Raw genomic sequence first — 12,835 nt, forward strand, 5'->3', positions numbered from 1 at the left:
AATTTTATTTATGTCTTTTCTTAGACGAAATGTTTTATTATATTTAAGTTAAGCTTTATTTAAAATATATAATTTAGGGGGGAACGAGAAGAATAAGTTTTATTAAAAAAATAATAAAGAATATCGAGGGATTGTTTATATAAAATGGAGATTTTTTTATTTATTTTATTACATAACATTTTACCCATATTCGTAGTAATATTAGTCGGATATGTTTTGGGTAAAAAATTTACTTTGGATGTAAAAACTCTTAGCAAATTAAATTTTTATGTTTTTGTACCAAGTTTTATATTTACTGATTTATATAAATCAAATATATCTTTTAAACTAATAGATGTAATTTTTGTAACGGCATTAGTATTTATATGTAATTTAATTATACCGTTCATTATTTCTAAAGTTAGAGGGTATAATAGAGATTTTGTTGGTGCAATGACTAATTCTATATGTCTTTTTAATAGTGGAAACATAGGAATTCCTTTGATTACTTTGGTATTTAGTAGTGCTCCATTTGTTATTGATGGAAAAACTCCATATTTAACTTTAGCGCTAACTTGTCAAATACTTATTATGACTTTTCAAACTATTATGAGTAATACTTTAGGATTTATAAACGCTGGTCGAGCTACGGTAGATTTAAAAACGGCAATTATTAAGGTTTTAAAAATGCCTGCAATATATGCAATTGCATTAGCTTTTTTATTAAAACTTGTCCCATATAACTTAGAGATGATTCCTATATGGCCATCATTTATTTATATGGGAGATGCCTTAATTCCTGTGGCTCTTATAACACTTGGAATCCAATTATCTAAAACAAAGTTTAAACTATCAAATCCAGATGTTTATATTTCAAACTTTTTTAGACTTATAATAAGTCCATGCATAGCTTTAATTTTAATTTATATTTTAGGTCTTAATGGAGTTATGGCTGAAGTTTTAATAATAGTATTGTCTGGACCTACTGCTGTTAATGCAGCACTTATTGCAGTCGAATATGATAATCATCCCAATTTTGTATCACAAACTGTATTAACTTCAACTCTTTTATGTAGTATAACTATGACATTTGCAATTTGTATAGCTAGAATATTATTTCCAGTTTAATTATTTAATTGAAAAAGATAATAGATTTTGATTAATCTATTATCTTATAAAAATAAATTATTTAATATATAGAACTGATGAATCAAAAGACTTTGTATCCTTTATACCTGTATAAATCATTAATTCAGAAAGTTCTTCATTCATTCTGTTTATCTTATTTACTACTCCATCTTTTCCTTCTTTTAAAAGAGGTGCTAAGATTCCACGACCTACTGAAACTGCGTCTGCTCCTAGGGCTAATGCCTTATATACATCATATCCTGTATCCATAGAACAATCTATAAATATAGTCATTCCACTATCTTTTAATGCTTCTTTAATACGTGGTAAAATTTGAAGTGGTGCTATTCCAAATGGGATTCTCCCATGATGATGAGAAACAACTATTGCCCTACACCCTGCTTCTTTTGCTTTTAAGGCATCTTGTACAGATAAAACACCTTTTGCTATAAATGGAATCTTTGCTATTTTAACATATTCTTTTAAATCTTCTAATAAAACAGGTCCCATTGGAATATTATCTACTACATCATACTTACCATCTGTTCCAGCGACATGGTCAATATCTATGCCAACTGCTATTGCTCCATGTGCTTGTGCAAATTTTATTTGATTTATAATTATAGAATGGTCTGCAAATGGTTTTATAATTCTAATTGTCTTTGAATTAGCAACTGAAATTTCTTCATATTCCTCATTTGGTTCCATTCCTACCCAATTTAAAAGATTTAACTCTTTAGCAGCCCTAGCATATTCTATCATAGGCTTTTTATTATCTTTACCTACTTTATTTAAATGTGAAAACGCTGGCATCATAATAGGAGATGCATACTCTTCTCCAAAAATTTTAGTAGTTAAATTAGGTTCTATCGAATCAATAATACGCATCTCCACATGTATGCTATCTAAAAAATTTCTATTATACACATTAGCATCTTCTGCCTTTCCACTCGTTACAGGAATTAGCCCTTTTGGTCCTGGCCATAAATTTTTATTTAATTCACTCATAAATAAATCTCCTTTCTTTTTTAATTTATCATTAACTAAAGTATATTATTAAATTTTCTATCATTCAACAATATACGTTATTAAAAGTTTTAATTTAATCTTATTTTTCTTGCATTAGTTAATTATAGAAACTATATTAAATATAGAAAGTATACTTTTATTTATAATTTGTTTACTATATTATTAAGGTAGTAAACTTTATTGAGGGATGATATTAAATGCAATTAAAATTAAGTGGATTTACTGAAAAGCATGCTAAAGAAATTTGTAACTGGAAATATGAAGGTGAATATTCCATATATAATTATCCTAATTACAGCAGGGCTATAAATGAAAAATGGGCAATTACAATAAAACAAAAGAGAGAAAAAGAATTTTTTTCAATTGTTAATGAGTGCAATGAGTTATATGGTTATGTCAGATTTCAAACTAAAGAAACAGAAATTTTAGTTGGGATAGGACTAAAACCAACTTTATGTAGAAAAGGATTAGGAAATGTAGCTATGAAATTAATTATAAAAGAGTGTGCATATTTGTATCCTTTTAAAGATATTATCTTAGAAGTAAGAAAATTTAATAAAAGAGCAATTAATTGTTATAAAAAAGCTGGATTTATAGAGGTATCTAGGTACAATAAAGAAACATCAATTGGTCCTGGAGAATTTATAAAAATGAAATTTAATCAGGACGGTGTTAATTGATGAGAACTGAAAAAGTAGTTGTTGAAAAGTATAATACTAGATGGATTAATGAATTTTTTAAATTAAAACTATATTTTCAAAAGATATTAGGAGATAGAATTATAGCAATTGAACATGTAGGAAGCACTGCTGTTTATGGACTAGCTGCCAAACCAATTATAGATATTGATATTATTATTGACAATTATAATAATTTTTCTGAAATTATAAGCAGATTAAAGAAGCATGGATATTATTATGAAGGTGATTTAGGAATAAAAGATAGACATGCGTTTAGATATGATAAAAGTATATTTATGGCACATCATTTGTATGTATGTCCTAAATATTCTAAAGAATTAAAGAGACATATTTTATTTAGAAATTATTTAAGATCACATGAAAAAGATATGAAAAAATATGGAGAAGTAAAATTAAAAGGTGCAAGTATTTATCCGGAAAATATAGAAAAATATATGCAATACAAAGAAAATATTATTAACGAAATTTATAAGAAACTTAATTTAAAATAGTTAATAGATGGTTATTTTAAGTAACGTATAATATAGAATTAAGGTGATTAATTTATGTTAAATTCATTTATTATAAGAAATGCACATATTAATGATTTTGTAGATATAAGTAAAATAAGAAAAATGCCAGGAGTAATAGAATATATTTTAGCTTTAGATAATGAATCGCCAGAAAAAATAAAAAATAAAATTAAAGCTATACAAGATGCAAATGAAATTGGGAAAGTTGTAGAAATAAATGGTACTGTAATAGCAGTAGCTATTTTAAATAAATTAAGTGGTAAAAGATCACATTGTGCAAATATAACTATAATGGTTAATCCTAATTTTCATTCCATGGGTATTGGAAGTGCATTGATGGTTAAACTTTTAGAATATTGTAATGATACATTTAAAGTAAAAAAAGTAGAGTTAAGTGTATTTAATAACAATAAAAAAGCTATAAGGCTGTATAAAAAATATGGATTTTCTATTGAAGGTATAAAACGACAATCTGTACTTATAAATGGAAAATTTGAAGATGAAATATTTATGGCTAAATTTTTATATTAAATAAAAAGATACAAGTTAAACTTGTATCTTTTTTTAATTTACTTAACTAAGTAAATATATATTTTGAGATATTTAAATGAATTTAAATTGTTCACATAATTTAATTTCATTTAACTTGCGTATTTATCTGCATAATTTATTAAATAGTTGATTTTAATAGTATTATCTTTAATCATAATAAATTTATCTTTGAAATTTAAAGATTACATGTATATTTACCTTGTTATATGTATAATTTTGATAGAGCCGTTGTTTGGTGATTTATTGCCTAAGAATATTTTATATATATTAATTAGTGAAAATGCTATGATGGCAAGAAGTTCCTTAGTTTTGGATTATGCAGGATTTATAAACCCAATTTGGAGTATATTCTTCTTTATAATTTTAATCTTAATATTAAATATAATTTTAATTAAGATTATACAAAAAAAGATTTTAATTAGGAGGCAAATATGTCAAATATAATTATTAAAAATTTATCAAAAAAAATTAAAAATGAAACTATATTAGATAATATAAATATAGAATTAAATTCAGGAAAGACTTATGGTTTTGTTGGATATAATGGATCAGGAAAAAGTATGTTATTTAAAGCTATTTGTGGATTGATAAAACCAACGGATGGATATATTAGTATAGATAATAAAATAATAGGACAAGATATAAGTTTTCCAGAAAATATAGGTATATTTATAGAGGAACCAGGATTTATTCCAGGATATAGTGCATATAAAAACTTAAAAATTTTAGCAGATATACAAGGTAAAATAGGAAATAATGAAATTAATGATGCTTTATTATCAGTTGGATTAGACCCTAATAATAATAAAGCAGTAAAAAAATATTCTTTAGGGATGAAGCAAAAATTAGGTATTGCTCAAGCAATAATGGAGAATCCAGATATATTAATTTTGGATGAACCAATGAATGCATTGGATAATGAAAGTGTTGAAAAAATGAGAGATTTAATATTAAATTTTAAGGAAAAAGGAAAAACTATATTAATAACTAGTCATAATAAAGAAGATATAGATATTTTGGCAGATAAAATATATACTCTAGATAAAGGAAGGGTATTTATTAAACAGTAAAATAGTATTAGAAGTTAACAATATTGATACTATTAGAAAAATAACTATATAATCATATCATAAATAGTGTTAAAACTAAGTATCACAATGGGTATAGGATTTGTTTAATAAGAAGTTATATTATAAGAGAATGCACTATATACATCAAAGTGGACAAGATATAACTATATATCAGTAAAATCTCTTATTCCCCAGAAGTTTCATATATTTAATCCCATGTTAAAATTATATTTCCAAACTTTAACATATTATGTATTTTTACCTAAAATAATACGTTTATAGGGCTTAAGTATTAATTTTAATTTTTTATCTTTATTATTAAAAAATTAAATAACAATAAAATAGACGATAATGATACTATTAATAACAATACTTTTAAATATCGGGGTAAGAAAATAGTAAATATATTGGCATACCCCATATATTTAAGGAAAACAAGCGATATTACTGCAACTGATAATGCTATAGATGTAATTAATAGATACAATGAATATTTAATATATGATTCATTTGTTAATATTGAAAGAACTATAATTATAAATAGTAGAATAGATGGTATTAATATTAATAATATATCAATTAGAATATTACAATGGGTAGGGTTAAAATCAGTTCCTTTTAAACAAAGAAAAATAGTGTGAAAAATACTGTAAAATAGTAATAAAACAATATATATAGAAGTTGATATTATCTTTGTTAAATTAAATAATAAATTCATAAAATACCCCCAGAAGTTATATTAACTATTATTATACATAAATATGAAAATAACATAAAAGAAACAGCTAAGATATTTCCTATAAGCGATAGAGCTGTACAAAAACAATTGAAAATAGTTTCTGATTACTTAAAACTTGATAGGATAAGTACATATAGCTTTAGGAAGTATTTTGTCACATAAATGTACGTGAACAATGACTATGACATAGTTTTAGTTAAAGAGCTACTACAACATAGCAGCGTTAAAACTACACAAGACTATATATCGTTAAATAGAGAAACAGTAGAGAAGGCTCTAAGGGAACATATTCACATTATTTAAGTCATTAAATGAGAAATATGGCTATATTATTGATTATAAAGTCAGGTTTTGTAAAAATAAAAGGATAATGAAATATACTCTCATTATCCTTTTATCGTGTAGTATTAATTTTTTGAATGTATATTATTTTTAAAAATAAAGAAATAGAAAAAAGTTAACATACATAGAACTATATATATAATATTTATCGAATTTGAAATAATTGATACCATTCCTACATATTCTTGAGTTTCAGATAAATAAATAGTGTCTAAATTTAAAATAAGTTTACTAATTTTAAAATTAAATATATTTATAAATGATAATAATATAATTATTATTGTTCCTTTTAAGCCATTTTTCATTTTATAAAAATTCCTTTGTATTTTAATAAGTTACTGATTTTGAGTAATAAATACCGATAGGTTTTAATGCTGTTCCTGTTGTCATTAAAGTATCGGGAAGCGAGCCTTTACCTCTTAAGTAGATACCATAGCTATATTTATTATATAGTGGATAAGCTGTTAATGTTGCTTTTTTAGCATTTGATGGAACTGTATAAGAACCTGTATAACTAACACTTGTACTTGATGTTACACTAAAACCTACCGCTGAAGATATAGCTGATTTAGTGACTGCACCACTAAAGGTTGTCGAGGCTGAAGCTGAAATGCTTTTAGTTAAATTCAATCCTATAGTTATTCCAGAAGCACCAGATGTTTTATATAGGGCATTACCATAGTCTATATATTCTGAAACATATTTAGCATTTTTAACAGAATAATAGGCTATTTTAGCGTTATCCAGATAATAATATAATTACCTTCTTCGGATACTGTGCTTTCTTGTGAGAACATATTTTCTTGTATTATGGTGTTAGTGTCTTGAATGTCAATATTTTGGGTATCTGCGTATGAAATTACAGAAAGTGAATTAAGACTAATAGCTAATGTGCTTAAAAATAAAGCTATTTTTTATATTTTCGCCCATTAAAGTTAAATTTTACCTCACAAAATAATTATAAATGAAAATTATTATCAATTCAAGCTATAATTATATTTTAATCACGTATTCTGTATTCCTATAGTTTTTAAATACTTGATAAATATAATCCATAAGCTCGTGAGAAAAAATATTTAATAAAAATATATGACTAAATTTGTCCATAAAATCTTCTCCACTAGCTCATTGTCATAAACTTTCAGCAATAGTTTTCTTATTTTTGTTAGTTATAAGATAATAAATTTCAAAAATGATTATTGCTATAACGCATAAAATTATCGCATAAAAGTTAGGAGAATTCAAAATATATTAATTATAAAAACAATACTTTCATAATAGTTTTTGATATTAATAATCCATGTATTTAATAAATTAATTGGTCATTAATCTGTCCTATAATTTCAATAATAAGAAAGTATAAATTAAAGATATGCTTCAACGTCCACCAAAGTTTTAAAGTTTTCAAAACCTATTCTATCTATATAATCACCTAGTCTTTCTTTCTTCTTTGCATTATCTTCATATGTAGTTACTATTTTTTCTATAAACGCTATTATATTATCAGTTGGTATAGACAAGGCTATTTTATTACCAATTCTTGGTTTAGTACCACCTTTTCCCCCTACAACTACCATCCAGCCTTTACCTCCGCCTATAATTCCTATATCTCTGGTATGACTATCACCGCAGCTATTAGGGCATCCACTAACCCCCATTTTTAACTTACTTGGAAGAACTCTTCCACTAAATATTTTATCTAACTGTTCCCCAATTACTACTGAATCTTGAAGACCTCTTTTACAAAAACTTGATCCAGGACAAACCTTTATACTTCTTACACAAAGCCCTCCAGCAGAAGCAGGTTTCATGTTCACTTGTGCTAATTCATTCCATACATTATCTATATCATCTTCTTGAAATCCAACTATAGCCATACGTTGAGCTGCTGTTATTTTTATAGCTTTTGCATTATATTTTTCAGCAACATCAGCTAATTTTCTTAATTGTTCTGGTGTAATTAATCCAGCAACAAAATGTGGAACTAAAGCATACGTTTCCCTATCTCTTTGTACTATTGCTCCCTTTTCTAATAAATCATTTTTCATTACTTAAACTCCTTTTTTATATAAAAATTTTATAGTATTTTAATTACTTAAGTTACATTAATAAAAATATAAACTATAGTATAATACTAGAGTCAATAGTTTTTTAGGAGGGATATTATGAAAAAGTATTATAAGATAGGAGAAATGTCTAAAATCTATGATATAGGAAAAGATTCCTTAATTTATTATGAAGAGTTAGGAATTATAAAACCTATTAGAGATAGTAACGGGTATAGGCTTTACGATATAAGCAATGCATGGGAACTTAATCTTATAAAAGAGCTTAGGGAATTAAATATCCCAATGAAAAGAATTAAAGAATATTTAGTGGATAGAAATTTAGAATCCACCAAGAAAATATTAAAAGAAGAAATGAAAATAATAGATAATGAAATAGAAAAATTAACCCAAAATAAGGATAATATAAAAGAAAGATTAAATACCATCAAAAAAATAGATAATAATTTAGAGTTTAATAAAATACAAGTTGTCCCTATAAAAGAAAGAGGACTTCTAAAGTTAGATATTGATGATATAAACGAGGTAAGTTGTATTATTAAAAAGCTGCAACAAGAGTATAGAAGTTTATTTTATATATTGGGTAATAATAAAATAGGAGTTACTTATAATACTGAAAAAATATTAGAAAGTAATGAAATTTCATATAAAGATGCTTTTTACATAGTTAAAAATGATGAACCTTATGATATGCAGTTAAATAAAAATAACTATATAACTTATACATATAAAGGAAGTTATGATAAAGAACCAATATATATAAATAACATTATTGATTTTATAAAAAAAATAATTATAAGATAGCAGGAGATATTATAAAAATTTGTAGGATAAATATACATGAAACTGGTAATGAAGATGAGTTTATTTCAGAGATACAAGTACCAATAGATTGCTAAAACTCATTTAATCTAAGTAAAGAATTATTTAAAATGATACCTTAGTTTTCAAGTTAGAACCATATATGTGTATCCTCATAGCGTTAGTTTCTACTTTTTTTATTATTTAAGTTTTAACATCTAATTAATAATTAATAGTTACATATATTCTACTTTTTTAATATTAATAAGTTATATTTATGTAACATATTTATAACTTATTAATATTAATTGATGTTATTTATTTGTTATTATATAATAAAAATTAATATAAGAAAGGGGTACACACTATGAAAACAACTAAAGTAATTTCTTTTTTTAATATAAAAGGTGGAATTGGTAAAACAACAACAACTCTGCTTACTGCTTATCAATTAGCAAGTAGTAATCCAAATTTAAAAATATTATTAATTGATGCTGATTTACAAGCAAATCTAACTCAATTTATATATAAAACCTCTCACGAAGATAAAACTTTACTTGATGTAGTAAATAACAATTTATCTGCAGATGAACTTATTATTAAGTCGCCTAATTCTAAATATAAAAATATAGACCTAATTCCATCTGATTTAACTTTATGCACATTAGATGAAAGTCTTACAACTAAAACATCTCGTGAAACTTTCTTTGGAAGATGGTTTGCAAAAAATAAGCATACATTTAATAAATATGATTATATATTTATTGATTTAGCTCCAAGTTATACATTAACATCTAAAAACTTTTTAATTGCAACAGATTCAATTATAATACCAGTAGCCCATGGAGATATTGCATCAATAAGAGGTGCTGTTTTATTTAAGCAATTATATATAAAAGATTTAGAGGATATTGGATTAGATAATCAAGCTGATATTCACTTACTTTTAACTAAAGTTGAAACTGGAAAGAAAGAAGTTTTGTCTATATTTGATAATTATTTAAACAAATTTACTGATATTAATAAATTGCTTCTACATTCTAAAATTAGAAAAACTACTTTAGTAGAAAAATCTGTATTATATAAACTTAGCGTTTTAGATTTTTTAAAAGAGAAAAAGCAGTCTAATAAGTTTAAATTAGATTTTTCCAACTTAATAGATGAACTTAAAGAAAAGGAGATTTTATAAAATGAGTAAATTTGATTTGTTTGACGATGATGAATTAGTGATAAAGGATATAAAGAAACCTACTACAAAAAATATTAATATAATGGACTTAATACCAAATACAAAAAAAACTAAAAAGGAGCAAATAGGTATTCATCTACCCTCTGAATATGTAGATAAGTTAAAAACTATTGCTGAAACCAATGGTATAAGTATGAGTAAATTATTTGAGGATCTACTCTCAAATTTATTAAAAGATATTGAGATAGATAAAAAGTTAGTTAATAGTTATAATACAAGAAATAAAGGAAAAGGTAAGAGAAATAAATAATTTATATAATAAGTAATAAATATGTTACTTATTTATTACTTATTTATTTTATATTAAGTAATATTTTTGTTATATTATTTCCTTAAATGTATTATACTTTTTAACAACATTACTAAATGCAAAAACTTCTCTACTAAACCTATATTAGCTTTAAAATACATATTAAATGCAATTAATAATTGTAATACTTATTAATTGCAAATTTATAAAATTTAATTATTTTTTATCCAAACATGAGTTATTTCACCAAAAACAAATTTTCTATAATTTGTTGAATCTTTATAGGCTTCTTCTATATACTTTTTAGCTTCATCTGCATAAAAATTTTTTGGATTTGGTGTAGTAATTTGTGTTAATTTACATTGAATAATTAGTTTAGCTTCTTGAAAAGATATATCCTTATCAGGCATTTCAATACTTCTTAATTTAGTCTTTTTCATTTTATCACTATATTTTCCAGATTCGTTGCCTAAAAGAAGTGCTTCTTTTTTATATTCATCTGAAAAATAAGAAAGTGTATATGTATGTTCTTTTTCAATAATTTCAAGAGTATATCTATCAGCTTTAAATATACACCATGTAGTTGGCTTTTTGAAGAGAGTTCCAAATCCTCCTCCACTCCCTATCATCGAATTATAATGCTCTTTTTTACCAGCTGTAACAACAAAAAAATCATTCTCGACCATTGTAAACATATTGTCACATATTTCATTTGGAGATATTTCTTTAAATAATTGATTAAATTTCATTTTTTTATAATACACCACCTTTACTTTATTTTTTGTTTTAGTAAGTTTGTTTTTATTTACTATATATAAATTATAATTTAAAGATGATTATATGCAAATTATAATATATTCTTTTAACTTATTTGGACTACCTCTATTATTTCATTACTTTTTCATATAGTCCAAATGTTTAATTATTTACTCGTAATTACAAATATGGTATAATTATAAAAACTCAAATTAGGGGGAAATAGTAACAGATAAAGCAAAAACATTGATTATATCAAAGGATTCATAAAGTTATGATTGGTTAAAATTACAAATAAAGACCTAGTAAAGGTTAAATACTCAACTTTTTCATTTTCTATTAACATTGATTTCAATTCAAATAATGCTTCCTTTCTAAATACTGAATTTCTATTTAAAATAAAAGTATAATCAATTAAAAATTCTTTTATTTTTAATTCTTTTTGTGCTTGAATTTGCTCTTCTGATATTATACTAAATAATACCATAAAGAACCTCCTTTTGATTTTTATTATTTAAAAAAATGAGTATGGATGAATTAAAAGATGAGGATACAGTGTGTTTGATATTTAATTTTTGCTAAAATAAATTTAAAAATTTATTTTTATCGTCTTCAGATAAAAATTTTAATGGTATAAAAAATAGTATATTATTTTTATTGCTAAATACATATAAATAATCTTCACATTCATGTATTTCACTTATAATATTAAGATTAAATTTTATTGGAGCAACATAATCACAATCATATTTAAAAATAATTGAATCATTATTAAATTTAAGAATAATGTCATCTAACATATAAGGAAAAGTTAAAATTTTTTTCTTTATAGCTGTTTTTAATATGAGATTCTTAAATATAATAATGGTTATATAAAAAATAATAGATAATATAGCACATTTATTTCCCAGAGAAAAATTCACCAAATATCCTAGAATAGTAATAAAGAAAAAAAATATAAATAATGTAAGTAATATTTTTAAATCATTTTTCTTTTTTTGAGGAGAATATTTATTTAAATTTACATAATCATCTAATGATAAAGTATACCTTAGTTCCATTAATGCCCCTCCTACTTAAGATTATTGAACTATATTAAATAACATGTTTAATTGCTGCTGAGATATATATTTTAACGGGATAAATGAAAATATATAATTATTATTAAAGACATATAAATAATTTTTATCTGTAGTTATTTTGCTTATTTCGGTGAAATCTAAACGCATTTCAAAAGAGTCAATACAATCATATTTAAATTTTAAAGAATTATTAGAAATAAAAACTATAATATTATTTTTGTTGTAATCGTTATTATAAAATTCCTCTTTTACAGTTAAATTAAATTTGAATTTTTTATTGAAATACACAAAACATAATATAATCAAACATAAAAAAATAAATATTATTGCCAAAAAAAGATTATAAGTATAAAAAAATTTTAAAAGCAATAATATAATTGTAACGATTAAAAAAATATCAATAGATATACTTATAATTGAATTTTTACAATGTCTATTTATATATTTATTTAAATTAATATAATCATCTAAAGTTAATTTAAATTTGATATTCAGTGTAACACATCCTTTAATATATAGTAATAATTTATATTTTATTACTATATATATTTATTTTCAATATAATTATCTGAATTTTCA

15 protein-coding genes are annotated in these 12,835 nt (G+C 23.6%); 9 read left to right on the forward strand and 6 right to left on the reverse strand.

Translation table 11 applies throughout. The features are described from left to right. The first annotated feature begins 144 nt into the window (after window positions 1-144). Complete coding sequence (locus tag HH195_RS11625) at window positions 145-1,107, forward strand: AEC family transporter (RefSeq protein WP_196372016.1); 963 nt, start codon at window positions 145-147, stop codon at window positions 1,105-1,107. A gap of 57 nt (window positions 1,108-1,164) precedes the next feature. Here the strand turns inward: HH195_RS11625 and HH195_RS11630 are convergent, their stop codons facing one another. Then, entirely contained in the window at window positions 1,165-2,115 is a 951-nt protein-coding gene (locus HH195_RS11630; protein ID WP_058994044.1) for an alpha-hydroxy-acid oxidizing protein, read from the reverse strand. A gap of 218 nt (window positions 2,116-2,333) precedes the next feature. Here HH195_RS11630 and HH195_RS11635 point away from each other — a divergent pair, with 218 nt between their 5' ends. From HH195_RS11635 to HH195_RS11655, 5 genes are all read left to right on the forward strand, one after another. Next, the gene (locus HH195_RS11635; RefSeq protein ID WP_196372017.1) at window positions 2,334-2,816 is read left to right on the forward strand and encodes a GNAT family N-acetyltransferase; all 483 of its coding nucleotides are present in this window, start codon (window positions 2,334-2,336) and stop codon (window positions 2,814-2,816) included. Further along, window positions 2,816-3,328 carry a GrpB family protein gene (locus HH195_RS11640; protein WP_196371944.1) on the forward strand — a complete coding sequence of 171 codons (513 nt, stop codon included), beginning with the start codon at window positions 2,816-2,818 and terminating at the stop codon, window positions 3,326-3,328. The genes HH195_RS11635 and HH195_RS11640 overlap by 1 nt, the downstream gene beginning before the upstream one ends. A gap of 54 nt (window positions 3,329-3,382) precedes the next feature. Beyond that, window positions 3,383-3,880, forward strand: coding sequence for a GNAT family N-acetyltransferase (locus HH195_RS11645; RefSeq protein WP_196371945.1), 498 nt, complete (start codon window positions 3,383-3,385; stop codon window positions 3,878-3,880). A gap of 452 nt (window positions 3,881-4,332) precedes the next feature. Then, window positions 4,333-4,971 carry an ATP-binding cassette domain-containing protein gene (locus tag HH195_RS11650; RefSeq protein WP_195926516.1) on the forward strand — a complete coding sequence of 213 codons (639 nt, stop codon included), beginning with the start codon at window positions 4,333-4,335 and terminating at the stop codon, window positions 4,969-4,971. 407 nt (window positions 4,972-5,378) lie between these two features. After that, window positions 5,379-5,612, forward strand: a complete 234-nt coding sequence (locus HH195_RS11655; protein WP_196371946.1) for a hypothetical protein — start codon at window positions 5,379-5,381, stop codon at window positions 5,610-5,612. Between the two features lie 767 nt (window positions 5,613-6,379). Here HH195_RS11655 and HH195_RS11660 read toward each other — a convergent pair. Together HH195_RS11660 and HH195_RS11665 are read right to left on the reverse strand one after the other, a co-directional pair. Continuing rightward, a complete protein-coding gene (locus HH195_RS11660; protein ID WP_196371947.1) occupies window positions 6,380-6,682 on the reverse strand; it encodes a hypothetical protein in 303 nt (100 codons plus the stop codon). A gap of 734 nt (window positions 6,683-7,416) precedes the next feature. Further along, window positions 7,417-8,100 carry a nitrite/sulfite reductase domain-containing protein gene (locus HH195_RS11665; protein ID WP_058994034.1) on the reverse strand — a complete coding sequence of 228 codons (684 nt, stop codon included), beginning with the start codon at window positions 8,098-8,100 and terminating at the stop codon, window positions 7,417-7,419. A gap of 117 nt (window positions 8,101-8,217) precedes the next feature. Between HH195_RS11665 and HH195_RS11670 the strand changes: the two genes are divergently transcribed. The 3 genes from HH195_RS11670 to HH195_RS11680 all read left to right on the forward strand — a co-directional run bounded on the left by HH195_RS11670 (window position 8,218) and on the right by HH195_RS11680 (window position 10,418). Next, complete coding sequence (locus tag HH195_RS11670; protein ID WP_196371948.1) at window positions 8,218-8,922, forward strand: MerR family transcriptional regulator; 705 nt, start codon at window positions 8,218-8,220, stop codon at window positions 8,920-8,922. Window positions 8,923-9,286: 364 nt separating this feature from the next. Beyond that, a complete protein-coding gene (locus tag HH195_RS11675) occupies window positions 9,287-10,108 on the forward strand; it encodes a ParA family protein (RefSeq protein ID WP_196371949.1) in 822 nt (273 codons plus the stop codon). 1 nt (window position 10,109) lies between these two features. Continuing rightward, a complete protein-coding gene (locus tag HH195_RS11680) occupies window positions 10,110-10,418 on the forward strand; it encodes a ribbon-helix-helix domain-containing protein (protein ID WP_058994028.1) in 309 nt (102 codons plus the stop codon). Between the two features lie 212 nt (window positions 10,419-10,630). Here HH195_RS11680 and HH195_RS11685 read toward each other — a convergent pair whose 3' ends face one another. The 3 genes from HH195_RS11685 to HH195_RS11695 all read right to left on the reverse strand — a co-directional run bounded on the left by HH195_RS11685 (window position 10,631) and on the right by HH195_RS11695 (window position 12,235). Next, window positions 10,631-11,167: a hypothetical protein gene (locus HH195_RS11685; protein ID WP_196371950.1), complete on the reverse strand. Its 537-nt coding sequence runs from the start codon at window positions 11,165-11,167 to the stop codon at window positions 10,631-10,633. A 257-nt stretch (window positions 11,168-11,424) separates the two neighbouring features. Then, on the reverse strand, window positions 11,425-11,661 hold the full coding sequence (locus HH195_RS11690; protein ID WP_196371951.1) for a hypothetical protein: 237 nt from the start codon (window positions 11,659-11,661) through the stop codon (window positions 11,425-11,427). Between the two features lie 91 nt (window positions 11,662-11,752). Beyond that, a complete protein-coding gene (locus HH195_RS11695) occupies window positions 11,753-12,235 on the reverse strand; it encodes a hypothetical protein (RefSeq protein WP_196371952.1) in 483 nt (160 codons plus the stop codon). Between the last annotated feature and the right edge of the window lie 600 nt (window positions 12,236-12,835).

Origin of the sequence: Candidatus Sarcina troglodytae (assembly GCF_015708635.1) — a bacterium.
Classification (GTDB): Bacteria; Bacillota; Clostridia; order Clostridiales; family Clostridiaceae; genus Sarcina; species Sarcina ventriculi.

Excerpts from the sequence above, each read along its gene's own strand:
- HH195_RS11670 (WP_196371948.1), top strand. The coding sequence starts at position 8,218 with ATGAAAAAGTATTATAAGATAGGAGAAATGTCTAAAATCTATGATATA.
- HH195_RS11650 (WP_195926516.1), top strand. The coding sequence starts at position 4,333 with ATGTCAAATATAATTATTAAAAATTTATCAAAAAAAATTAAAAATGAA.
- HH195_RS11645 (WP_196371945.1), top strand. The coding sequence starts at position 3,383 with ATGTTAAATTCATTTATTATAAGAAATGCACATATTAATGATTTTGTA.
- HH195_RS11680 (WP_058994028.1), top strand. The coding sequence starts at position 10,110 with ATGAGTAAATTTGATTTGTTTGACGATGATGAATTAGTGATAAAGGAT.
- HH195_RS11625 (WP_196372016.1), top strand. The coding sequence starts at position 145 with ATGGAGATTTTTTTATTTATTTTATTACATAACATTTTACCCATATTC.
- HH195_RS11640 (WP_196371944.1), top strand. The coding sequence starts at position 2,816 with ATGAGAACTGAAAAAGTAGTTGTTGAAAAGTATAATACTAGATGGATT.
- HH195_RS11675 (WP_196371949.1), top strand. The coding sequence starts at position 9,287 with ATGAAAACAACTAAAGTAATTTCTTTTTTTAATATAAAAGGTGGAATT.
- HH195_RS11635 (WP_196372017.1), top strand. The coding sequence starts at position 2,334 with ATGCAATTAAAATTAAGTGGATTTACTGAAAAGCATGCTAAAGAAATT.
- HH195_RS11690 (WP_196371951.1), bottom strand. The coding sequence starts at position 11,661 with ATGGTATTATTTAGTATAATATCAGAAGAGCAAATTCAAGCACAAAAA.
- HH195_RS11630 (WP_058994044.1), bottom strand. The coding sequence starts at position 2,115 with ATGAGTGAATTAAATAAAAATTTATGGCCAGGACCAAAAGGGCTAATT.
- HH195_RS11685 (WP_196371950.1), bottom strand. The coding sequence starts at position 11,167 with ATGAAATTTAATCAATTATTTAAAGAAATATCTCCAAATGAAATATGT.
- HH195_RS11665 (WP_058994034.1), bottom strand. The coding sequence starts at position 8,100 with ATGAAAAATGATTTATTAGAAAAGGGAGCAATAGTACAAAGAGATAGG.
- HH195_RS11695 (WP_196371952.1), bottom strand. The coding sequence starts at position 12,235 with ATGGAACTAAGGTATACTTTATCATTAGATGATTATGTAAATTTAAAT.